This is a genomic window from Corynebacterium lubricantis DSM 45231 (assembly GCF_000379425.1).
Taxonomy (GTDB): Bacteria; Actinomycetota; Actinomycetes; order Mycobacteriales; family Mycobacteriaceae; genus Corynebacterium; species Corynebacterium lubricantis.
In genome coordinates this window covers 15,918-36,800 of the sequence record NZ_KB902235.1, presented here as the reverse complement: position 1 = coordinate 36,800, position 20,883 = coordinate 15,918, and the positions used below count along the sequence as shown (strand labels likewise).

General features: G+C 59.0%; 22 protein-coding genes. 12 read left to right on the top strand and 10 right to left on the bottom strand.

The window, feature by feature from the left end; genetic code table 11:
* Positions 1-26 precede the first annotated feature (26 nt).
* Genes A37O_RS0111670 through A37O_RS0111660 form a run of 3 tightly spaced genes read left to right on the top strand, consistent with a single transcriptional unit; the run spans position 27 to position 2,585 of the window.
* Positions 27-530 carry a PH domain-containing protein gene (locus A37O_RS0111670; protein ID WP_018297683.1) on the top strand — a complete coding sequence of 168 codons (504 nt, stop codon included), beginning with the start codon at positions 27-29 and terminating at the stop codon, positions 528-530.
* Positions 527-1,918 (top strand): PH domain-containing protein, encoded by a 1,392-nt coding sequence (locus A37O_RS0111665; RefSeq protein ID WP_018297682.1) that lies wholly within the window; start codon positions 527-529, stop codon positions 1,916-1,918. The genes A37O_RS0111670 and A37O_RS0111665 overlap by 4 nt, the downstream gene beginning before the upstream one ends.
* A gap of 4 nt (positions 1,919-1,922) precedes the next feature.
* Complete coding sequence (locus tag A37O_RS0111660) at positions 1,923-2,585, top strand: MOSC domain-containing protein (RefSeq protein ID WP_026196335.1); 663 nt, start codon at positions 1,923-1,925, stop codon at positions 2,583-2,585.
* A 25-nt stretch (positions 2,586-2,610) separates the two neighbouring features.
* Here A37O_RS0111660 and A37O_RS0111655 read toward each other — a convergent pair whose 3' ends face one another.
* On the bottom strand, positions 2,611-3,081 hold the full coding sequence (locus tag A37O_RS0111655; protein WP_018297680.1) for a tRNA (cytidine(34)-2'-O)-methyltransferase: 471 nt from the start codon (positions 3,079-3,081) through the stop codon (positions 2,611-2,613).
* A 24-nt stretch (positions 3,082-3,105) separates the two neighbouring features.
* Here A37O_RS0111655 and A37O_RS0111650 point away from each other — a divergent pair, with 24 nt between their 5' ends.
* Both A37O_RS0111650 and A37O_RS0111645 read left to right on the top strand, forming a co-directional pair.
* Positions 3,106-3,966 carry a bifunctional methylenetetrahydrofolate dehydrogenase/methenyltetrahydrofolate cyclohydrolase gene (locus tag A37O_RS0111650; protein ID WP_018297679.1) on the top strand — a complete coding sequence of 287 codons (861 nt, stop codon included), beginning with the start codon at positions 3,106-3,108 and terminating at the stop codon, positions 3,964-3,966.
* Positions 3,967-3,968: 2 nt separating this feature from the next.
* A complete protein-coding gene (locus A37O_RS0111645; protein ID WP_018297678.1) occupies positions 3,969-4,292 on the top strand; it encodes a DUF3017 domain-containing protein in 324 nt (107 codons plus the stop codon).
* Here A37O_RS0111645 and metX read toward each other — a convergent pair.
* Both metX and A37O_RS0111635 read right to left on the bottom strand, forming a co-directional pair.
* Entirely contained in the window at positions 4,289-5,431 is a 1,143-nt protein-coding gene (metX, locus tag A37O_RS15470) for a homoserine O-acetyltransferase MetX (protein WP_018297677.1), read from the bottom strand. The two genes, A37O_RS0111645 and metX, sit on opposite strands and share 4 nt — an antisense overlap.
* A gap of 68 nt (positions 5,432-5,499) precedes the next feature.
* Positions 5,500-6,822, bottom strand: a complete 1,323-nt coding sequence (locus A37O_RS0111635) for an O-acetylhomoserine/O-acetylserine sulfhydrylase (protein WP_018297676.1) — start codon at positions 6,820-6,822, stop codon at positions 5,500-5,502.
* Positions 6,823-7,271: 449 nt separating this feature from the next.
* On the opposite strand from A37O_RS0111635, the gene A37O_RS15735 reads away from it, so the two are divergent.
* Entirely contained in the window at positions 7,272-9,050 is a 1,779-nt protein-coding gene (locus A37O_RS15735) for a BCCT family transporter (protein ID WP_018297675.1), read from the top strand.
* Positions 9,051-9,063: 13 nt separating this feature from the next.
* Here the strand turns inward: A37O_RS15735 and A37O_RS0111625 are convergent, their stop codons facing one another.
* Entirely contained in the window at positions 9,064-9,660 is a 597-nt protein-coding gene (locus A37O_RS0111625; RefSeq protein ID WP_018297674.1) for an MBL fold metallo-hydrolase, read from the bottom strand.
* An 88-nt stretch (positions 9,661-9,748) separates the two neighbouring features.
* Positions 9,749-11,965, bottom strand: a complete 2,217-nt coding sequence (locus A37O_RS0111620; RefSeq protein WP_026196334.1) for an NADP-dependent isocitrate dehydrogenase — start codon at positions 11,963-11,965, stop codon at positions 9,749-9,751.
* 231 nt (positions 11,966-12,196) lie between these two features.
* Here A37O_RS0111620 and A37O_RS0111615 point away from each other — a divergent pair, with 231 nt between their 5' ends.
* Positions 12,197-13,093, top strand: a complete 897-nt coding sequence (locus A37O_RS0111615) for an exodeoxyribonuclease III (protein WP_018297672.1) — start codon at positions 12,197-12,199, stop codon at positions 13,091-13,093.
* A gap of 49 nt (positions 13,094-13,142) precedes the next feature.
* The gene (locus A37O_RS0111610; RefSeq protein ID WP_018297671.1) at positions 13,143-13,949 is read left to right on the top strand and encodes a trimeric intracellular cation channel family protein; all 807 of its coding nucleotides are present in this window, start codon (positions 13,143-13,145) and stop codon (positions 13,947-13,949) included.
* Here A37O_RS0111610 and A37O_RS0111605 read toward each other — a convergent pair.
* Genes A37O_RS0111605 through A37O_RS0111595 form a run of 3 tightly spaced genes read right to left on the bottom strand, consistent with a single transcriptional unit; the run spans position 13,946 to position 15,698 of the window.
* Entirely contained in the window at positions 13,946-14,659 is a 714-nt protein-coding gene (locus tag A37O_RS0111605; RefSeq protein ID WP_018297670.1) for a hypothetical protein, read from the bottom strand. The genes A37O_RS0111610 and A37O_RS0111605 overlap by 4 nt on opposite strands.
* Positions 14,656-15,345 (bottom strand): ATP-binding cassette domain-containing protein, encoded by a 690-nt coding sequence (locus A37O_RS15465; RefSeq protein ID WP_018297669.1) that lies wholly within the window; start codon positions 15,343-15,345, stop codon positions 14,656-14,658. Before A37O_RS15465 ends, A37O_RS0111605 begins: the two co-directional genes overlap by 4 nt.
* The gene (locus A37O_RS0111595; protein ID WP_018297668.1) at positions 15,342-15,698 is read right to left on the bottom strand and encodes a GntR family transcriptional regulator; all 357 of its coding nucleotides are present in this window, start codon (positions 15,696-15,698) and stop codon (positions 15,342-15,344) included. Before A37O_RS0111595 ends, A37O_RS15465 begins: the two co-directional genes overlap by 4 nt.
* 87 nt (positions 15,699-15,785) lie before the next feature.
* On the opposite strand from A37O_RS0111595, the gene A37O_RS0111590 reads away from it, so the two are divergent.
* Both A37O_RS0111590 and trpS read left to right on the top strand, forming a co-directional pair.
* Positions 15,786-16,043 (top strand): hypothetical protein, encoded by a 258-nt coding sequence (locus A37O_RS0111590; protein WP_018297667.1) that lies wholly within the window; start codon positions 15,786-15,788, stop codon positions 16,041-16,043.
* A gap of 79 nt (positions 16,044-16,122) precedes the next feature.
* On the top strand, positions 16,123-17,133 hold the full coding sequence (gene trpS, locus A37O_RS0111585) for a tryptophan--tRNA ligase (protein ID WP_026196333.1): 1,011 nt from the start codon (positions 16,123-16,125) through the stop codon (positions 17,131-17,133).
* 73 nt (positions 17,134-17,206) lie between these two features.
* Here trpS and A37O_RS0111580 read toward each other — a convergent pair whose 3' ends face one another.
* Positions 17,207-17,503, bottom strand: coding sequence for a hypothetical protein (locus A37O_RS0111580; protein ID WP_018297665.1), 297 nt, complete (start codon positions 17,501-17,503; stop codon positions 17,207-17,209).
* A gap of 150 nt (positions 17,504-17,653) precedes the next feature.
* Between A37O_RS0111580 and A37O_RS0111575 the strand changes: the two genes are divergently transcribed.
* Positions 17,654-18,739: a YhjD/YihY/BrkB family envelope integrity protein gene (locus tag A37O_RS0111575; protein WP_018297664.1), complete on the top strand. Its 1,086-nt coding sequence runs from the start codon at positions 17,654-17,656 to the stop codon at positions 18,737-18,739.
* Here A37O_RS0111575 and A37O_RS0111570 read toward each other — a convergent pair.
* Positions 18,699-19,979 (bottom strand): D-alanyl-D-alanine carboxypeptidase family protein, encoded by a 1,281-nt coding sequence (locus A37O_RS0111570; protein ID WP_033378173.1) that lies wholly within the window; start codon positions 19,977-19,979, stop codon positions 18,699-18,701. The two genes, A37O_RS0111575 and A37O_RS0111570, sit on opposite strands and share 41 nt — an antisense overlap.
* Positions 19,980-20,148: 169 nt before the next feature.
* Between A37O_RS0111570 and A37O_RS0111565 the strand changes: the two genes are divergently transcribed.
* The gene (locus tag A37O_RS0111565) at positions 20,149-20,865 is read left to right on the top strand and encodes a VIT1/CCC1 transporter family protein (protein ID WP_018297662.1); all 717 of its coding nucleotides are present in this window, start codon (positions 20,149-20,151) and stop codon (positions 20,863-20,865) included.
* Positions 20,866-20,883 lie beyond the last annotated feature (18 nt).

Below are 20,883 nucleotides of genomic sequence, written 5' to 3'. Positions count from 1 at the left end.
AACCGCAGAAAGGAGGCAACGCTAAAATGAGCCACATGCCATCCAGTGAACAGACCAGCCAGCCTGTCGAGTTAAAGGAGATGAACCCTGTTTCCCCCAAGCTGACCTATGTCAACTACCTCAACACTGCAATCTGGATCCTGCTCTTCGCCGCGGCATTCACCTTTGCGTACGTGCGCTGGGGTGGCTGGTGGTGGGTCGGCATCGTCGCCGTCGCGGTCTGGACGCTGTGGGAACTCTGGATCATCCCGGCACGGGTGCGCCTGCATCGCTGGCAAGAAACCGACGACGAACTCCTGATCACCAAGGGCAAACTCTGGCACGTCTTTACCGTCGTGCCCTATGGCCGGATCCAGTTCGTGGATGTCACCGCAGGCCCCATCATGCGCGCCTTCGGTCTGAAAAACGTGGTGCTGCACACCGCATCGTCGACCTCAGATTCCACGGTGCATGGACTCCCCGCGGAGGAGGCGGACGCACTGCGCGAGCGCCTCACAGTCAAGGCCCGCGAGAGGATGAGCGGGCTGTGAGCGACCAACCGGCCTACCGCAAAGTCCACCGCCTCACACCGCTGCTGAAGCTGTGGACTGTGATCTTCGCCTTCCTCGCCATCCTGATTGCCAACGTTAACCAGGCGATGATTGCCCGTATCTCAGGACTTATCGGCGACGGCGGATGGCTCATGCCGTTGGCCGCGGGAGTCGGGATCGCAATTGTCTTCTTCGTTGTCGTGTTTTTAGTGTCGCAGATCTGGTGGGCGGCCATGGGATACAAGCTTGACGACGAAGGTGTGCAACTTAAACGCGGCGTCATTTCCACCCAGCTGCGCAGCGCGCGCTACGACCGGATCCAGGCCGTCGATGTGGTGGAACCATTTATCGCCAGGATCTTTGGGCTCGCCTCTGTGCGTGTGGAAACAGCGGGCGGCAATCGTTCTGCGATCGACATTGGCTACCTCCCACGCAGCGAAGCGGAAGAATTACGCCAGGAACTCTTGGCCCGGGTGCGGGGGGAGGGGCCGGACGACCTCGAACAGGAGGAACATCCCGCTGACCTGCTCAAAGAAGAGCCCGCGGACGAGGCTGCCGGCTATGTCGTGCCACCGATTCCCATCTGGCGCTCGATAGCGGGAACAGTACTGCGCGGCACCACCCTCTTCGGCATCGTGTGGACGGCCTTTTCCCTCCTCGGCCCCCTCGCCTTTACCGCGGCGGTCCCCGTCCTGTTGGCCATTGTTGTGCCGGTGTGGAACATGATCAATCGTTCCTGGCGCTTCAATGCCCGCCTGGATCAGGACGACGTGTTGCACCTCGCGTACGGGTTGGCGTCGCGTCGTCGTCAAGCAATTCCTCTGGCCCGCATTCATGCGATCTCCGTCATGCAGCCGGTGTTGTGGCGCCCGCTGGGGTGGTGGAGCGTATCTGTCTCTATTGCGGGCTACGGCGCGGAATCGAGTCAGGGAGCCACCTCGCGCATCCTGCCGGTGGGATCGAAAGCGCAGGCACTGGAGTTGGTCGCGCGTGTGGGGCCGTTGGAACAGGCAGACCTGGAAACCTACGCGGATCCGGAAGGGGCGGCGCACCCGACATATACGTCGCCACCTCGGGCACGCTGGGCGTCGCCGGTGGACGCGCATCGCCAGGCAACGACTCTTATCGACAACGTCGTCATCGTGCACCACGGGCTGATCGTGCGCCGGGTGGCGTTGATCGAGGCGTCGCATATTCAAGAGCTCAGCTTGCGACGAGGCCCGGTACAAAACGCACTCGGGCTCTCCACGGTGCGCATGGATTTGGTGCCCGGCCCCGTGAATATGGCGGGCAGGGATATGGACCACACGGAGGCGCGGGAGCTTGTAGATCTGCTACGCAACCGTAAGCTACCGGAATTGACCCCGATGATGACGGATTACACTTAAACGCATGGAATCACCCAGCGTTTTGAGCACGAATACGGCCAACCCGATGCGCGACCCCGGTGGGGCGGATCGGGTCTCGGGGATTAACAAGGTTCCGGTAGAACGCTTGGTGGTCAGCGATCCCGGCCCCGATTATGGCGATGGTTCCGGGGTGGCCGGCGATGTGGTGGGAGACTTTGAGCATCACGGAGGTCGTCACAAAGCGGTGTATGCGTTTTCCCGTGAGCGCCTTGATTGGTGGCAAGGGGAGTTAGGCCGTGAGTTTGCCAATGGCTCCTTCGGCGAAAACCTCACCACCATTGGTGTAGATCTTGCCGAATTGCTGATTAACCAGCGTTTTCGTGTTGGCACCGCCGAACTTGAGGTCTCGGTGCCGCGTTCGCCGTGTAAGACATTCGCGGGCTGGATGGGGGAGGCGAGTTGGCAGAAACGCTTCACACAATCGGGCGACTGCGGGGCCTATTTCCGCGTCGTCGTGCCAGGAGAAATCGCGCCGGGCGACGCACTGATCGCACTCGATACACCCGAGCATGGGATCACGATGGGGATCGCGTTTCGCGCCAAAATGGGGGACCGGGAGCTGGCAAGAAAAGTGTGGCAGGCCAAGGTGATGCCCGCGATGTTTCAGGCGCGCATGGACAAACAGTTCGCGGGAGAGCGCGCCTGATTTCATAGCCGCGTAGCCCGAAGGGCTACACTCCGCCGACAAAACCCATCTGGCGCCAGGCCTCGAAGGTGGCCACGGCAGCCGAGTTGGCTAGGTTCATTGAGCGGCGCGCGGGCAACATAGGAATGCGCACCTGCTCGGTGACGCGCTCGTGCTCGGCGTGCTCCTTCGGCAGCCCGGTGGGTTCGGTACCGAATAACAACGCATCGCCGGGCTGATAGGAAATGGTGTGGTAATGCGTGGTCGCAGGCGTCGTAAAGGCGAAAATGCGTGCGTCCGGTAACGAGGCGAAGCATTCGTCGATATCTTTGTGAATCTTCAGGTCAGCCAAGTCGTGATAGTCCAGCCCGGAGCGGCGCAGGTACTTGTCTTCCAGGGAAAACCCGAGCGGTTCAACGAGGTGCAGCGTCGCGCCTGTAATCGCCGCGAGGCGGATCGCGTTGCCGGTGTTTGAAGGAATTACGGGATTATCGAAGATGACATGCAGTTGGGACACGCGGTTCAGTCTAGGATAGTGGGCGTGACTGCTATCAAATTGGATGGAAAACTGTACCGCGACGAGATCTTTGCAGACCTGAAGGTGCGCGTTGCCGCGCTGCGGGAGCGAGGCGTGACCCCAGGACTGGCAACGGTGCTGGTGGGCGATGACCCGGCGTCGCAAAATTACGTGCGCATGAAGCACGCAGACTGCGAGATGTTGGGCATTCGCTCCATCCAGAAGCAGCTGCCAGCGGATGCGACGCAGGAAGAGGTCGAGGCGGTCGTCGATGAGCTCAATGCCGACGATTCTGTGACCGGCTACATCGTGCAGTTGCCACTGCCGAAGCAGATCGACGAGAACGCAATCCTCGAGCGCATCGATCCCGCCAAGGATGCCGACGGCCTGCACCCAGTCAACCTGGGCAAGCTCGTGCTCATGGAGGATGCACCCCTGCCATGTACCCCGAACGGCTCGATTCACTTGCTGCGCCGCTTCGGTGTTGAACTGGACGGCGCGAAGGTGGTTGTCATCGGCCGCGGCGTGACCGTGGGCCGCCCAATTGGTCTGATGCTGACCCGTCGCTCAGAGAATGCCACCGTGACCCTGTGCCACACCGGTACGAAGGACCTCAAGGCGGAAACCGTCAACGCCGATGTCATCATCGCTGCTGCGGGTAAGCCACACATGCTCACCGCGGACATGGTCAAGCCTGGTGCTGCCATCCTCGACGTGGGTGTGTCTCGCGTCGATGGCAAGACCACCGGCGATGTCCACCCTGATGTGTGGGAAGTCGCGGGCGCGGTGTCCCCGAACCCAGGCGGGGTTGGCCCTCTGACCCGCGCGTTCCTGGTGCGCAACGTGGTCGAAAGCGCCGAGCGTCAGACTGGATTGAGCTCTTAAACGTGCAGAACCTCTCGCTAGCCAACCCGCACGACCTGAACAACCCTCCCTCGAAACTGCCGTTGCGCGTGCAGCAGCTGGGGGTTGTGGTGCTGGTCGTTGGGTTAGTGCTGAGCGTAATCTTCGCACTCACCGAACACTGGCGACGCGCCACGTTCGGCCTGGGCATCTCGATGCTCTGGGTCGCGGTCCTGCGACTGCTCTGTGATTCTCACGTCATCGCGCTGATCGCGGTGCGCTCCAGGCGTTTCGACGTGTTCTTCTCCACCCTGTTGGGCGCATCGATGGTGTGGCTGTCCATCTCCATCGACGCGCTGGGCAGCTAAATCTCGTAGAGGCCTAGGTCCTCGGCCAGCGCCGTCGAGGACGGGAATTGCTGGGTCAGCGTGAGGAAATTGCGCAGAATCCGGTCCATCTGACGCGTCTCCACCAAGAAGGCGTCGTGGCCGACGGGAGAGACCACCTTCGACATCGCCAGCAGATTACCCAGGTTGCGCGAGAGGTGCTCCTGCTGGTGATACGGGTACAAAATATCGGTGTCCACACCCACGACCATGGTGGGCACGAGCGAACTCGCCAGGGCCTTGTTTAAACCCCCGCGTCCGCGCCCAATATCGTGGCGGTTGAGCGCATCGGTCAACGCGACATAAGACCCCGCGTCGAAGCGCTCCACGAGTTTGTCCCCTTGATAGTCCAGGTAACTTTGCACAGCGAAGCGCTGCTTGTCGGAGCGAAACGGACCCAGCGGGTTTTCCCCGGCTTGTGGGGTGGTGCCGAAGCGCTCGTCGATTTCCTGCTCTCCGCGGTACGTCAAGTGCGCTATACGACGAGCTGCCGCCAGCCCCGCTTCAGGCTGCGCGCCGGTGTCATAATAATCCCCATCGGCCCAATTGGGGTCGCGTTCAATGGCGGAAATCTGCGCCGATTGGATACCAATCTGCCAGGCACTCGAGCGCGCGGACACCGCAATTACGCAGGCATAACCCACGACTTCCGGAAGGCTGACCGCCCATTCCAACGAGCGCGCCCCGCCCATGGAGCCACCGAGCACAGCATGGATCTTGGATAAGCCGAGCGAAAGCAAAAACTCGAATTCCGCATGCACCTGATCGCGGATTGAGGTCGCCGGGAAGCGTGAGCCCCAGACCCCGCCGTCGGGGTGCGGGCTGGCCGGACCGGTGGAACCGGAACACCCGCCGAGGACGTTGGTGCAGATGACACACCAGGTGTCGGTATCTAAGGCAAGACCCGGTCCGACGAGGCCGGCCCACCAGGTGGCTGCGTCGGAATCTCCGGTGAGTGCGTGCTCGACGAGGATGACATTGTTCTCGCCGTGCGGATCACCCTTGAACTCTCCCCACCGCTGGTAGGCGATGGTGACATCGGCAATGTCGGCTCCGGCCTCGGTTTTTACCGTGCCGATTTTTTGAAAGCCGAGTTCGCCCTCGGGGGAGAGATCAATCATCGGGTGTCCTTTGTGCTTACTTGTGATCAACTACTACGCAGGTTCGAGAACGCTGCCGTGATGGCTGCCTAGATTGCGGCGAAGCCACGCTCCAGATCGGCGATGATGTCGTCGATATTCTCGATGCCCACAGACAGACGCACCGTGGCCTGGGTGATGCCTGCGCGCTCGTGTCCAGCTGCGTCGGACTGCGAGTGAGTGGTCGATGCTGGGTGAACAACGAGGGAGCGCACGTCACCGATATTGGCCAGGTTGGAGTGCAACTTCAGTGCATCGATAAATGCCCAGGCGTTGGTACGATCATTCTGGTCGCCTGCAATATTAAACGACAAAACAGAACCGGTGTACTTGTAGCCCAGTTTCTCCTTCACGGCGTACCACGGGGAATCCTCCAGACCAGCGAAGTTCACGGACTCGACCTTGTCGTGGTCGGCCAGGAACTGTGCCACCTTCAGGGCGTTCTCGTTGTGGCGCTCGACGCGCAGGGAGAGGGTGTCCAGGCCCTGCAGGGTCAGCCATGCGTGGAACGGCGACAGGGAAGCACCGGTGTCGCGGAGGATTCCGGCGCGGGCCTTCAGTGCGAAGGCAGGTGCGCCGAGATCCGCGTACTTCAGGCCGTGGTAGGCAGGATCTGGGTTGACGAAATAAGGGAAGACGGGCTCGCCGTTTCGCTCAACGGTCCAGTCGAACTTGCCACCATCGACCAAGATGCCGCCGATGGCCGCGCCGTTGCCGGTGTAGAACTTGGTCAGGGAAGAAATGACAATGTCGGCGCCGAGCTCGATGGGGCGAGCCAGGGCGGCGGTAGCCATGGTGTTGTCGATAATCAGCGGCACCTGGTTGTTGTGCGCGACCTCGGCGACGGCGGGAATATCGAGTACGTCGGCAATCGGGTTGCCGAAGGTCTCGCCGAAGAATGCCTTGGTGTTGGGCTGGACCGCTGCCTGCCAGGACTCAGGGTCGTCTGGGTTCTCCACGAAGGACACGTCGATGCCGAGGCGCTGCAGCGTGATTTGGAAGAGGGTCTCGGTGCCGCCGTAGAGGCGAGGGGAGGTGACAATATGGTCGCCAGCAGAGGCCAGGTTAATGATCGCTGCGGTCTCTGCAGCCATGCCGGAAGCGAAAGCTAGGGCTGCAACGCCACCCTCGAGCACTGCGATACGGTCCTCGAGTGCGCTGGTGGTGGGGTTGTTCAGGCGGGTGTAAATCGGGCCCGCATCGGAGAGGTTGAAGCGGTTCTCCGCGTGCTGCGCGTCGTCGAAGACGTACGACGTGGTCATGTAGATCGGCTGGTTACGTGCACCGAAATCTGAATCAACGGGTTGTCCGGCGTGGATCGCCTGAGTCTCAAAAGACCATTCTGCAGCGTTGGAATTGTCGTACTTTGGCACGAGTGTGCACTCCTTCAATGTGAACTAATGATTTTCACAAAGTCTAGGTCGTGGAATGCAAAAAATAAACCGCTCTGTCTATTTTCCAACGATAGCCCGTCAAAGGGTGTGAATTTAATTAGACAAAGCAGTCTTTATCGTGCGGGTTTCGCGAATTCGTCGAAGTGATCCGACTTTTGCAGTCACCAATTTGGGGGAGTGAATGGAGCTCAAGAGTCGCGAAACTAAGTTGTTGCAGAAATGAAAGAATAGTGTCAAAAATACGTGACGGGACACCTAACCATCGGTGGAACCGACTGGGCAGTGGTGGTTTTTCGAGGCGGGAGCGTCGTCGTCAAGCGAGTGCGTCCGAACGCTTCGATCGTGAATGAGGTGACCAAAGGGGCCGACATGGGAGCCGATCCTCCATAACGTGGGGGTGTTCTTGTTTTCTATTAGAGGAGACTCATATGTCGTCCCCTTCAACCAAAAAAAGATTCCTGGGGCTCAAAACTGACCCCCTCATTTTATTCGTCGCCGCCGGCTTCATTGTGATCTTCGTGGCCGGAACCCTCGCCTTCGGCGCGGGCGCGCGCAATGTCTACGCCGCAGTGTCCGGCTCCATCATGGACAACTTCACTTGGCTCTATATTGGCGGTGTCTCGGCGATCTTCGTCTTCTTGATCGTCCTGTTTGTTTCGCGCTACGGCAATTTAAAGCTTGGCGACGACGACGATGAACCCGAATACTCGACACCCGTATGGTTTGCGATGCTCTTCGCGGCAGGCCTCGGCGCGACCCTGATGTTCTGGGGCGCGGCCGAGCCGATTCACCACGCGTACAACCCGCCGCGCGGCGACATGGATCCGATGTCGCAGGAAGCCATCGTCCAGGCGTTTGAGTTCACCTACTATCACTTTGCGGCACACATGTGGGTCGTCTTCGCGCTGCCGGGACTGGCGCTCGGCTACTTCATTTACAAGCGCAAGCTCCCCGAGCGCTTCTCCTCGGTGTTCGCGCCACTGCTCAAAGGCCACATCTACCGCTGGCCGGGCAAGCTGATCGACGCTCTCGCGATCATCGGCACGACCTTCGGCATCGCCGTGTCCGTTGGCCTCGGTGTGCTGCAGATCAACGCGGGCATGAACATTTTGTGGGGCGTGCCGATCGCCTCGTGGGTCCACTTGGCCATCATTATGGTGATCACTGTCGCCGCGTGTATTTCAGTGGCGACAGGCCTGGATAAGGGTATTAAGATCCTGTCGAATATCAACATTATTATGGCGATTGGCCTGGCTGTTTTCGTACTCGCTGCAGGTCCGACACTGACACTGATCAACCAATCCGTCGAATCCGTGGGCATTTACGTTTCCTCGCTGCCCGAGCTGATGTTCTGGGTGGATAGTCACAACGAAAACCCTGGCTTCCAGGCGACATGGACCGCTTTCTACTGGGCGTGGACGATCTGCTGGGGCCCGTTTGTGGGCATGTTTATCGCACGCATTTCGCGCGGGCGCACCGTGCGAGGCTTCATCGGTGGCGTGCTTGGTTTGATCTCGATTTTCGTGCTGGTCTGGTTCTCCATCTTCGGCCGCGCTGCCATTGAAATGGAGCTCGACGATCCCGGCGTCTTGACCATCCCCGTCGTGGAGGAAGGCCGCACCGAGGTCGCGCTCTTTAGCCTGCTGGAGCAGTATCCGCTCTACAACATCGTGGGCCCCTTGGCGCTTCTCGTCATTGTCATCTTCTTCGTCACCTCGATGGACTCCGCAGGCCTGGTGATGGACATGTTTGCCACGGGCAAAGAAAACGTCGCACCGACGTATTACCGCGTGGGCTGGGTCGTCGGAATCGGCGCAGTGACCGCTGCAATGGTGCTCATCGATCCAGATAACAGCATCGCGGCGATCCAAGAAGTGGTGCTCATTGTCGCCTTCCCGTTCTTCATCATCGAGTTCATCATGATGTGGGCCCTGGTCAAGGCGATGAACGAAGACGCCGCGGCGAAGCGCCCCGTGCGCACGAGGAAGTGGGACGAGACGTTCGACGCGGATGCCCTCGAGGAGGGGCACAGCAAACCAGCGCCGGGTTACGACGAGGCCGGCAACCCCGTACCGCCACCGAATTGGATTTTGCAAGAGGACGGCACCTGGGCCCTCGAGGGTGACATCCACGTCGATGGTGATCTCAAGGTCTCCGGTGAAGTGGATGATTCCTGGGACGGTGTCGACCCTCAACACAAGGAGTAATTGGGGCAGGCGTTTATACGTCAACCTCGACGCCATGGTCCACGCGCTGGTAGCCGGGCACCTGCAGATTCTTATACACGTTGTCGTAGAGGTTCTTGCCCTTCGCGGAAAGAACTTCGTCGTGGATCGGAATAGTCAGCTCGGCATTAATGCCACGGGCCCAATCGGCGGCGTACTCGCCCTTGACCCACGGGCACGCAATCGGCATCAGTAGCACGCGTACACCGTCGAGCTCAATGAATTCGTCGCCGGGGTGGAGCACACCGTCGATGAAGTAACCGACATTCTCCGGACGTGGCAGATCCGGGTGAATCACCTCATGAATCTCGCCGACGACCTGGATTTCCTGGCCAAGCACATTAACAGTTTCGCCGGATTTCACTACCGTTCCAGTACCAAGCTTATCGACGACCGACTGCGGACCCCAGACAGGCAAGCCGGAGGCGAGAATCGCCTCCTCGTCGCAATGATCCGGATGGATATGCGTGACAAGAATGGCGTCGGCGTCGTCGAGACGCGGATTATCGGTGAGGTTACCCGGGTCGATGACAATGCGGCCCTGAGGGGCTGCGAGCTGGACGGTGGACTGGCCAAAAAGTGTGAGTTTCATACCTCAAACACTAACGAAAAAACGCACGAAAAAGCGGGACCCGTTCAGGGCCCCGCTTCATCGGTGAAGATCAGTTAAAGGTGAAGAATTACTTCTTTAGCTCGTCGATGACCTTGTTGAAGGTTGCGGAAGGACGCATCACTTCGTTGAGCTTCTCTTCGCTTGGCAGGTAGTAACCGCCGAGATCAGCAGCGGAGCCCTGCACGTCGAGCAGCTCTTGCGCGATCTGCTCTTCGCCGGCACCGAGTACCTCAGCGACTGGCTTGAAGGTCTCAGCCAAGGAAGCATCCTCGGTCTGTGCAGCCAGCTCCTCAGCCCAGTACTTAGCCAGGTAGAAGTGGGAGCCACGGTCGTCGATCTCGCCGACCTTGCGCGAAGGGCTCTTGCCCTCGTTGAGCAGGGTTTCGGTTGCGCGATCCAGGGTGTCAGCCAACACGCCAGCCTGAGCGTTGTCGTTGTTGTTCTGCTCGTGGCGGAAAGACTCAGCCAGCGCGAGGTACTCACCCAGGGAGTCCCAGCGCAGGTGGTTTTCTGCCTGAACCTGCTGGACGTGCTTGGGTGCGGAGCCGCCTGCACCGGTCTCGAAGAGGCCGCCGCCAGCCATCAGTGGAACCACAGACAGCATCTTCGCAGAGGTACCCAGCTCGAGGATAGGGAAGAGGTCGGTGTTGTAGTCACGCAGGACGTTACCGGTCACCGAGATGGTGTCCTCGCCCTTGCGGATGCGATCGATGGTGACCTGGGTTGCTTCCACTGGGCTGAGGATGGAGATGTCCAGGCCCTCGGTGTCGTGGTCGCCCAGGTACTTCTGTACCAGGTCGGAGATGTTGCGATCGTGTGCGCGCTCTGGGTCCAGCCAGAAGATGGTCTTCATTCCGGACAGGCGTGCGCGGTTGACGGCGAGCTTGACCCAGTCGCGGATTGGAGCATCCTTGGTCTGCACTGCGCGCCAGATATCGCCCTCTTCAACCTCGTGCTCAAGCACAACGTTGCCAGAGGAATCGACAACCTGCATGGTGCCGTCGTTGGCAACCTTGAAGGTCTTGTCGTGGGAGCCGTACTCTTCAGCCTTCTGAGCCATCAGGCCAACGTTTGGCACGGTGCCCATGGTGGTTGGGTCGTAAGCGCCGTTTGCCTGGCAGTCCTCGATGACAGTCTGGTAGACACCAGCGTAGGAGGAGTCAGGGATAACAGCGAGGGTGTCCTGCTCCTGGTCGTCTGCGTTCCACATGTGGCCGGAGGTGCGGATCATCGCAGGCATGGACGCATCGACGATGACGTCGGAAGGAACATGCAGGTTGGTGATGCCCTTGCTGGAATTCACCATGGCCAGGTCAGGTCCGTCCTGCAGAGCCTGATCGAAAGCAGCCTTGATTTCTGCACCGTTGTCCAGCTTCTCCAGACCGGCGTAAATTGCGCCGAGGCCGTTTTCGCCGTTGAGGCCAGCTGCCAGCAGCTCCTCGCCGTACTTGTCGAAGACATCCTTGAAGAATGCGCGCACGACGTGGCCGAAGAGGATGGGGTCGGAGACCTTCATCATGGTGGCCTTGAGGTGGGTGGAGAAGAGAACGCCCTGCTCCTTAGCCTTTGCAACCTGCTCGAGCAGGAATGCATCAAGTGCCTTGGCGGACATGAAGGTTGCGTCAAGCACCTCGCCTTCGAGCACCTTTAGGTCATCCTTGAGAACCTGGGTGGTGCCGTCAGCAGCAACCAGCTGGATCTTCAGGGTGTCTGCAGAATCGAAGATGACGGACTTCTCGTTGTGGCGGAAGTCGTTGTCATCCATGGTGGCCACAGCGGTCTTGGAGTCCTTCGACCATGCGCCCATGGAGTGTGGGTGCTTCTTCGCAAAGTTCTTCACAGCCTGTGGTGCGCGGCGATCGGAGTTACCTTCGCGCAGCACTGGGTTCACTGCGGAACCGGTGACCTTGGAGTAGCGGGACGCGATGTCCTTTTCCTCGTCGGTGGTTGGGTTGTCTGGGTAGTCAGGTACGTCGTAGCCTGCTGCCTGCAGCTCGGCGATGGCAGCCTTGAGCTGAACCAGGGATGCCGAGATGTTTGGCAGCTTGATGATGTTAGCTTCTGGAGTCTTTGCCAGATCGCCAAGTCCTGCCAGGGCATCGTCGAGCTTCTGGTTGTCGTTCAGACGTTCAGGGAACTGTGCAATGATGCGGCCTGCCAGCGAAATATCGCGGGTTTCAACGTCGATGCCTGCGTTGGAAGCAAATGCCTCAACGATAGGCTTGAACGAGTAGGTTGCCAGCAACGGCGCCTCGTCTGTACGGGTCCAGATAATCTTAGCCAATGTCACTCCCTATATAATTAATGAGCAATTCGCTCACTACCTTACCCGGATTCAACAGAATGGACGTACTGTTAAGTCCGTTTAGGGGAGAAAGTGTGTCCGATCCCACGGTTGAACTAGAAACGTGTTACATCACAATCGGGTACTAGGTCGGGTACAGGGCAGGGTACTAGGCCGGCTATTAGGTCGCGTCTCGGGCCATGTCGAGGCACTCAGCTACCATAAGCAACCATGAGTGTGACCATCGCAAGTGTGAATGTGAACGGCATCCGTGCCGCAACAAAAATCCGCAGTGACATCAATCCCGGCATGATCGCCTGGCTTGATCAGACCCCAGCTGACATCGTGTTAATGCAGGAAGTGCGCGCCACCGAGGAGCAATCCGAAGAAGCGCTCGCCCCAGCGCTGGACAACGGCTGGCACCTAGCCGTGGCTCCGGCCGCAGCGAAGGGCCGTGCTGGTGTGGGCATTTTGTCCCGCACCCCACTGACCGATGTGGAGGTAGGCTTTGGCAGCTTTGCTGACGCGGGCCGGTTGATCACCGCCACCGCAGGAGACGTGCGCGTGGGCAGCCTGTACCTGCCATCCGGCAGCACGGGCACCGAGAAGCAGGACGAAAAATACCGCTTCCTCGATGAATTCGAACCGAAGTTGGGCGAGCTCGCAGAAGCCAACCCGAACATGATCATCGCCGGTGACTGGAATATCTGTCACCGCCAGCAGGACCTGAAGAATTTCAAGACAAACCAGAAGAAGTCCGGTGTGCTGCCGGATGAGCGGGCGTTTATGGATTCCATCTTCGGTTCCTTCCCAGACGAGGAGCCACAGCCCAAACCCACCGCGGGTGAATACTTCGGTGCGGTGGACTACCGGTCGGACCTTCGTCGTGAAGCGAATGCGAACCCGCAGTGGTTCGACGTCGCGCGTCGCCTGCACCCCGAAGATGCGCCATACACCTGGTGGACCTACCGCGGCCAGGCCTTCAACAACAACGCCGGGTGGCGCATCGATTACCAAGCGGCCACCAAGGCCATGCTGGAGCGCGCCGAGCGGACCTGGGTGGAGAAGGTCCCCACGGTGGAGGAGCGGTGGAGCGACCACGCGCCACTACTAGTAACTTACGCTTAGGGCGCAGTAAGGTTAGGCGAGCTAATAGCCTGCAACTTGGGGGGAATTGATGGGAGAGTTCGACACCGCTGACCTGCTCACGGTGCTTTTCGTGATCGGCATTGTCGCCGAGGCAATGACGGCAGCGGTGGCGGCCGGCCGCATGCGGATGGACCTGTTCGGTGTGATCACCTTGGGTGCCCTCACAGCGCTCGGCGGCGGTACTGTCCGCGACATTATTTTGGATAATTACCCGCTGACCTGGGTGGAGCAACCGCTCTATCTCCTCATTGTGGTGATTGCCTCCGTGGTGACGGTGCGGATTAGTTGGCTGATGTATCAGCTGCGCAAGTTCTTCATGGTTGCCGACGCAGTGGGCCTGTCAGCCTTCGTGGTGCTTGGCGCCCAAACGGCGATGTCGATGGGCCACGGCATCATCATCACTATTGTTGCCTCGGTGGCCACGGGTGTTTCCGGCGGTATCTTGCGCGACGTGCTCTCCGATCGCGTGCCACTTGTCTTCCGCCAGGAGCTCTACGCCTCCATCGCGGTCCTCGGTGCGCTGCTGTATATGTTCCTGACGTGGGTGGGTGTCGATGAATGGGCGACGGCGATTATCACCGTGCTGTTCGTGTTCATCACGCGCCTGCTGTCGCTGAAGTTCAACTGGTCGCTGCCGGTTTATGAATATGACGACGAGCAGGTGGCCAATTATGACCCGCGGAGTCGCATCTCGTATCAGGTGCTGCGCCGCCAGGCGAAGCGTCTGCCTGGAGCGCGCAAGGTAGTGCGCAAGGTGCGCAAGATCCAGGAGACCAAGCCCACGAGTCGCAAAAAGCGTGACGACGAAGGCCCAGAACCCGAGCCCGCCACTTAGGGGTTCGCAGCTGCGCTGCGCGCCTTGTTAATGATCCGCGCGCTGAGCACAAGAATGATGGCGGCGCTCATCCCGAGCGACAGGAATTGCAGTACGGGTGTGGACGTGAGATCCATCGTGGCCATGCCTTGATTCCGAGGGATCAACACGAAGATAATCGCAGCCACCACAAGTGGGATCGCAATGAGCGCCGCTACAAATCCCATCGCGCGCTTTACACGGCCCGCAAGCAGTCCTAGCGCGATGCCCGCAGTGGCCGCCACGGCTGCGACAAACAGCGTGAGTACAATCGTCAATGTCACCGTTCCCACGTCTTGTCCCGAGCGGTTCGCCACGTACGGCGCCCCGTTGGTATCCATGGTCCACGTATCCCCGTAGGTGATCAGGAAACGGTCGTACCAGGTGTAATAGGGACTGTTGCGTTGCATGATCACGGCGGCCGGTGTGGTGCAGGCCGCGATGATGAGCGCGCCACCGGCACCGAGGGTCAACCCGCCGCGCAGCCAGCGGCCAAACTCCATGCCGAGTTGGTTTTTGGCCTGCCAGTTCCGCGCCAGATACGCCATGACTAGGGTGATGCCGACCATGGCTAGGTAGGTCCACAATCCGCCGTCGAGAAGGAAAAAGCGCCCGGCAGCAGCGACGAGGCCGATGAATAGGAAGCACCCCCAGGGAAGTGCCCCGTGGGTGGGGCCTATGAACTGTTTCATCGTGCGTCCTTTCGTGAGGCGAGAAGATTGATCAATTCGAAGTCGTCGGGGTAGCTCGCCCGCTCGTCGTCAAGCGGCTCTGCCAACGTGACACGCACGATCGGACCGAGCTCTTCGCTAGCAATGACACGACGCTTTGCGACGAGCGCCTGCATCTCGTACTTTGGCCCCTTGAACGTAGGGAATTGGTAGCGCACCTCATCGAGCGCGACCGGTGTGGACACCTGCCGGTCGAAAACGGTGATAATGGAATCGACGAGACCGACGAAATCTTCAGCACGATGCGAGGCAATGATTAACGTCTGCTTGTCGGAATGACTGTCAATTAAGAGCTCTCGGATCCGCGAGCGGCTATCAATGTCGAGGCCGTCAAAGGGCTCGTCGAGAAGCACGATCTCTTCCTCGGCGGCGAGCGCTACTGCGATAGTGAGCAGGCGACGTTGACCCACCGACAGGTCGGTGATGTGTGCGCTTTCATCGAATTCGTCGAGGTAAGCGTTGTTTAAGGCTTTAGCACTGCGCGCGACCGCAAGGTGGTGGCCGACGGTGTCCCCGGCAAAGAGTGCATCCGCGCTGGCGGGGACAGAAGCTGTGCCTGGGCCGAAAAGGGAGCGCAGATAGTAGGTTTTTCCGGCGCCATTGGGTCCGATGAGCCCGTAGCTACCGGCAGGAAGTGGGGAAGTCATAGCTTGCTCCTCTCAAGGGCGATCATGGCGGTGAGCTGGTCGGGGTAGATGTGCAGGTGAGCGGCCTCGGCAAGGAGCGGCCTGATGAAGTCCGTTGCGAAATTGTCGCGCCTGGTGGCCAGTACTTTTGCCTGGGCGGTGGGGAGGACAAACATGCCCAGCCCGCGGCGCTTTTCTAGGAGTCCCTCATCGAACAGCGTGGTCAGTGCTTTGGCTGAAGTGGTGGGATTGACCGAGTGATATTTGGACAACTCGTTGGTCGAGGGCATGCGATCACCGGCCGCGAGCTGGCCTGATCCGATGAGATCACGTAGCTCGTCGGCAATCTGTCGGTATATGGGTTTACCACTCATGTGGGTAACCTTAGATTGTTATGACCTGCACCGCAAGGGTTTGAAAAAATATGGTGTTACCGGGACTTATAGACTAAACTATTGGGCATGGTCCTAGTTATTATCGAATTGCTTGTGGCGTTCCTAATACTCACCCTGTCCATCCTTGGCATCATGTTTAACTACACGGTGCTCGGTTGGATTGGTCTGGCGTTCTCGTTGGTCATGCTCGGTCACGTTCTCTACCTCGTCTCCACCGGCAAGATCAAGACCCCACGTGGTCTTGCCAGTGGCGTGCCTATCTACGATGGCCGCGACGATGACGCATCGCACTACAAGCACAAGGGTGACACCACAGCACAGTAATCATGCTGCTGCAGGTAGCATGAGTAGCTTGCCGGGTTAAAGCGTCGCGCGTGCTGCGACCTGACTAGACTAAATGGTCATGAGTGAAAAGCAACGCGTACTATCCGGCATCCAACCCACAGCCGATTCCTACCACCTGGGCAACTACCTCGGAGCCCTGAAGCAGTGGATCGAGCTGCAAGAAGAGTTCGACGCGTTTTACTTCATCCCCGACCTGCACGCGATCACCGTTGAGCAGGATCCAGAAGAGCTGCGCCACCGCACCGTTGCGGGCGCTGCGCAGCTCATTGCGCTGGGCATTGACCCAGCAAAATCCACCCTTTTTGTCCAGTCGCACGTCCCTCAGCATGCAGAGCTGACTTGGGTACTGCAGTGCCTCACCGGTTTCGGTGAGGCTTCTCGTATGACGCAGTTCAAGGACAAGTCGCAGAAGCAGGGCCAGGATCGCACCACGGTTGGATTGTTTACCTACCCCGTGCTCATGGCGGCCGATATCTTGCTGTACAAGCCTCAGCTGGTTCCGGTGGGCGAAGATCAGCGCCAGCACTTGGAGCTCACCCGCACGCTTGCTGAGCGTTTCAATTCCCGCTACAGCGAGACCTTCGTGGTCCCTGACGCGTTTATCCCACAGGGCTCCGCCAAGATCTACGACCTACAGGATCCGACCTCGAAGATGAGCAAGTCGGGAGAAAACCCGAAGGGCCTGATTAATCTCCTTGACGAGCCAAAGGTCTCCGCTAAGCGTGTGCGCAGCGCCGTCACAGACAATGATGGCGTCATCGCCTTCGATCGCGAGAACAAGCCTGGCGTGTCCAACTTGCTGGCCATCCAGTCTGCGCTGACCGGAACGAGCACAGAGGATCTCGTCGCAGGCTACGAGGGCCAAGGCTATGGCGCGCTCAAGGTCGATACCGCCGACGCACTCGAGGCGTTTACCACACCACTCAAGGCGCGTTACGACGAGCTCATGGCCGACCGCGCCCAGTTAGAGGACATCCTCGCTCAAGGCGCCGAGCGTGCCCGCGAGGTCTCGGAGCCAGTCCTTGAAGACGTTTACGAAAAGACTGGTTTCCTGCGCCCGAAGCGCTAAATGCGCGCACTAAAAAAGCGTTAGCTGGATCCGATACGAATTCAGCTAACGCTTTTCTGTGTCTTGCTCAGGCTTAGAGGCCGCCTTCACGACGACCGTTGCGACGGCTGTTCTTACCGGAGAGGTAGATGGTCACGACCAACGAGACCACTGCGAGCACAGCGATAATGACATAGAACCACTCCCACTGCAGGCCAGAACTAGCCCACGCACCATAGTTTGGGTATTGCTCGCCAGCCTGCTGTGCGACCACTGCGATGTCTGCAGCGGTCGCGGTTGCAGCGCCGCCCAGTGCAACAACGGAGCCAGTCAGGCCTGCTGCGCCGAGGGCTGCAGGGCTAATGCGCTTCTGATCCTTAGAACGTGCCATGGGAAGTCCCTTTCGAAAAGAATTAATTAGATAACATCCTTAGGCTATCTTACGTCCTGAATCTCGATTGTTACAGTTCACTGTCTGCACGCTGACAGTGAATTGATTTACCATCAATAATGACTCATTTAATTTTTCGGAAGGAGGAGCATGGCTACACGTACGGCGCCCAATGCCGAGAAAACTGACGAATACGGAATCGAACGAGCCCACGCAGACGACAAGGGGGCAGTAGACAAGGTGCGCGAGAAAGCACCCGTCCTGGATCACCTCATGCGCATGCAAGACCGCTTCGGGGAATCTGGTGGTAACCAGTACTCAGCGGGCATTACTTATTTCTCAGTAATGTCGGTCTTCCCGTTGGCCATGTTGCTCTTCGGCGGAATGGCCATCTTCCTCGCAGGTCGCCCTGATCTGCTGCAGCAAATCCAAGACTCAATTTCTTCCTCGTTGGAGGGAGAACTGGGCACGATGGTCAACGACATCATCGATCAAGCCATTGCCCAGCGCAACGCCGTCTTGGGTGTTGGTGCTCTGACAGCTTTGTGGTCAGGACTGGGATGGATGAATAACCTGCGTGCCGGCATTGGCGCGATGTGGAATCTATCGCCGACCAAGGGCGGAAACTTCGTCATGAAGAAGCTCTGGGACCTTGTCGCGCTGATCGGCCTGCTCATCGCACTGGCCGTGGCATTCCTCGTGACAGCCATCGGTTCCTCTGGGGCAACCTCCTGGGTGCTCGAACAAATCGGACTCGGTGATCTACCGGGTCTGCGCTGGATCATCTTCGGCGTTGCCATCATCGTCGGTATTCTGGCGAACTTCCTGGTCATGGTGTGGCTGATTATGTACCTGCCGCGCACCAAGGTGCCTCGGAAGTCCGGCCTGAAGGGTGCTTTCTTAGGCGCGATCATCTTTGAAGTGATCAAGCAGCTATCCACTGTGATCGTGTCGTCTGCTTTGGGCAACCCGGCGGGTGCTGCCTTCGGCCCGATTATCGCGCTCATGATCGTGCTGTACTTGATCTGGCGCGTCGTGCTCTATGTCTCGGCGTGGACAGCGACCACCGATGAGGCCTTGGAGGAAGCAACCGTGGAAGCGCCGGATCCTGCTGTGATCCGGGTGCGCCACGAGGTTCGTCAGGAGCCGGCAGTCAGCAATGGGAAGATGCTGGGTATCGGTGCTGCAGCAGGTGCTATCGGCGCCGGTGCTTTGGCCTTGCTCCGGAGGAAGTAGACGCCCGCCTAGAACGCAGAGCCAAGGCTGCGAGCGCGATAGCAGCCAAGGCCACGACGGCGATGGCGCCTATTCCCACTTTGGTGGAGAAATCCGAGTCAAAGGTGCTGCTTGCCGCCTCGGAGGGGACCTCGGGGGCGGGGGTTTGTTGGATATTGTCAGCATCCTGCTTAACGGGTGCGGCCTCCTCGTTGAGTGAAGCCACCTGATCGGTGCTTGTAAAGTTGTACGCCTCGTCGATAAGCGACTGTGCCTGTTCCCACGGACGGGCCTTATCTACCGTGGTATCTAAAACGATCGCCATGATGCGGCGACCATTGCGGTCTAGGGCACCGACGAACGTATGGTTCGCGTCGTCGGTAAAACCCGTTTTTCCGCCGATACCGTTAGGGTCGTTCATGAAGAGCTGGTTATCATTCCACAACTGGTACCCCTCGAGGTCGCCGTAACCAGGAAAATCGTAATGCTCGGTGTTGGTGATCTTCACGAACGTCGGGTTTTCATAGGCTACCTGGTAGATTTTCGCCAGGTCCCAGGCGGTGGTTTGCATTCCCGGAGCATCCAAACCTGAGTATGTTGCCGCGCGAGTTTCCTCTGCGCCGAGCTCGCGGGCGAGGCTATTGACCTTCTCTAACGTCGCTGCATCACCGCCAAGTTCCTGCGCGAGAGCGTGGGCAGTATCGTTTCCCGAGGCCAGCAGCAGCCCGTAAAGAAGCTGCTCCACGGTGTACTCCCCACCTTCGCCGATGCCCACCGCGGACCCGTCCTGGGAAGCGGATTCATGGGAGACAATCACCTTGCGATCCATGGTCAACTCATCGATCACGGTCAGCGCAAGCAGCACCTTGATGATCGAAGCAGGGCGGTACCTGCCATGCGGATCCTTCATCGCAATGACCTCACCGGTATCGATGTCGGCCACAAGCCAACTGGAAGCCAACACACTGTCGGGCACCTGATAACCCTCAGCCGCAATCACCCCACAGGGTCCGTCATAGACCGGCGCGATCGGTGTCGGAGTGACACCATCGACGGGTGCCTCAGACGTAGTTTTCGCCTGAGGAGGTGAGGTCTTGTTCGGGCATCGATTAGTATCCGGCGCGGTTTCACGAGTCGGAATGGAGGTCACCGACTCCTCGGGAGGCTGCGGAGTTGCATCTTCTTGCGCGTTCGCCACGGGAGTGACGGCAAGGACAGTGGCGCACGCGAGGGTAGCCGCGAAGTAAGAAACAGTCTTCATCGAATCGTTATTGTAGACCTTTTCGGTCATTGAGCGTCGAACGGCTCGCAATAGAAATACCAAAGACGGCAGATGGTAGGGGAGCCTTACCAAAAATAGGCTGTGACCTGCAGTTTGGATAGGGTTACCTTCGTTGTTGAAACCTGCGCAATGGGTTAAAACTATAGATATGAGTGAGCTAACAGCGCAGACTCCGTCGGAAGTAACCGGCGGCTTGAATGAAAGACTAAACAAACTACGTGCAGGCGTCCTTGGTGCCAACGATGGCATCGTCTCTACGGCTGCAGTCATCGTCGGTGTGGCCGGTGCAAGTTCCGATATCCGAGCCATCGCCACTGCAGGCATCGCCGCGGTTGTGGGCGGTGCAATCTCTATGGCATTGGGCGAGTATGTCTCGGTGTCGTCGCAACGCGATGCGGAAAACGCGATTATTGAGAAAGAAAAGCGCCTCCACTCCGAAGACCCAGACGGCGAATTCGAGGTGCTGGTCCAAGAGTACGAGAAGAAGGGGATCTCGCGGGAAACCGCGGAGCAAGTGGCACGGGAAGCCACCGCTCATAACCCACTAGCCACGCACCTGGAAATGCACTACGGCATCGACCAATCTGACATTGTGAGCCCCTGGTCGGCTGCCGTGTCCTCGTTTATTGCGTTCTTCCTTGGCGCCATGCTGCCGATGCTGGCGATCCTTTTCCCATCGGATACGTGGCGCGTTCCGTTCGTCTTCTTCGTCACCCTCGTGGCGTTGGCGATTACCGGCGTGATTTCTGCACGATTGGGTGGCGCGAACCAAGGCAAGGCGGCCGTGCGCCTAGTGATCGGCGGAGCGCTTGCCTTGGTGCTGACCTGGGCTGTGGGTTGGTTGTTCGGAACCACCGTTATGTAGGACTGAAGCCCAAGTCCG

Excerpts from the sequence above, each read along its gene's own strand:
- trpS (WP_026196333.1), top strand. The coding sequence starts at position 16,123 with ATGAGTGAAAAGCAACGCGTACTATCCGGCATCCAACCCACAGCCGAT.
- A37O_RS0111610 (WP_018297671.1), top strand. The coding sequence starts at position 13,143 with ATGGGAGAGTTCGACACCGCTGACCTGCTCACGGTGCTTTTCGTGATC.
- A37O_RS0111660 (WP_026196335.1), top strand. The coding sequence starts at position 1,923 with ATGGAATCACCCAGCGTTTTGAGCACGAATACGGCCAACCCGATGCGC.
- A37O_RS15465 (WP_018297669.1), bottom strand. The coding sequence starts at position 15,345 with ATGACTTCCCCACTTCCTGCCGGTAGCTACGGGCTCATCGGACCCAAT.
- A37O_RS0111615 (WP_018297672.1), top strand. The coding sequence starts at position 12,197 with ATGAGTGTGACCATCGCAAGTGTGAATGTGAACGGCATCCGTGCCGCA.
- metX (WP_018297677.1), bottom strand. The coding sequence starts at position 5,431 with ATGATTGATCTCTCCCCCGAGGGCGAACTCGGCTTTCAAAAAATCGGC.
- A37O_RS0111595 (WP_018297668.1), bottom strand. The coding sequence starts at position 15,698 with ATGAGTGGTAAACCCATATACCGACAGATTGCCGACGAGCTACGTGAT.
- A37O_RS0111625 (WP_018297674.1), bottom strand. The coding sequence starts at position 9,660 with ATGAAACTCACACTTTTTGGCCAGTCCACCGTCCAGCTCGCAGCCCCT.
- A37O_RS0111580 (WP_018297665.1), bottom strand. The coding sequence starts at position 17,503 with ATGGCACGTTCTAAGGATCAGAAGCGCATTAGCCCTGCAGCCCTCGGC.
- A37O_RS15735 (WP_018297675.1), top strand. The coding sequence starts at position 7,272 with ATGTCGTCCCCTTCAACCAAAAAAAGATTCCTGGGGCTCAAAACTGAC.
- A37O_RS0111590 (WP_018297667.1), top strand. The coding sequence starts at position 15,786 with ATGGTCCTAGTTATTATCGAATTGCTTGTGGCGTTCCTAATACTCACC.
- A37O_RS0111670 (WP_018297683.1), top strand. The coding sequence starts at position 27 with ATGAGCCACATGCCATCCAGTGAACAGACCAGCCAGCCTGTCGAGTTA.
- A37O_RS0111605 (WP_018297670.1), bottom strand. The coding sequence starts at position 14,659 with ATGAAACAGTTCATAGGCCCCACCCACGGGGCACTTCCCTGGGGGTGC.
- A37O_RS0111575 (WP_018297664.1), top strand. The coding sequence starts at position 17,654 with ATGGCTACACGTACGGCGCCCAATGCCGAGAAAACTGACGAATACGGA.
- A37O_RS0111570 (WP_033378173.1), bottom strand. The coding sequence starts at position 19,979 with ATGAAGACTGTTTCTTACTTCGCGGCTACCCTCGCGTGCGCCACTGTC.
- A37O_RS0111565 (WP_018297662.1), top strand. The coding sequence starts at position 20,149 with ATGAGTGAGCTAACAGCGCAGACTCCGTCGGAAGTAACCGGCGGCTTG.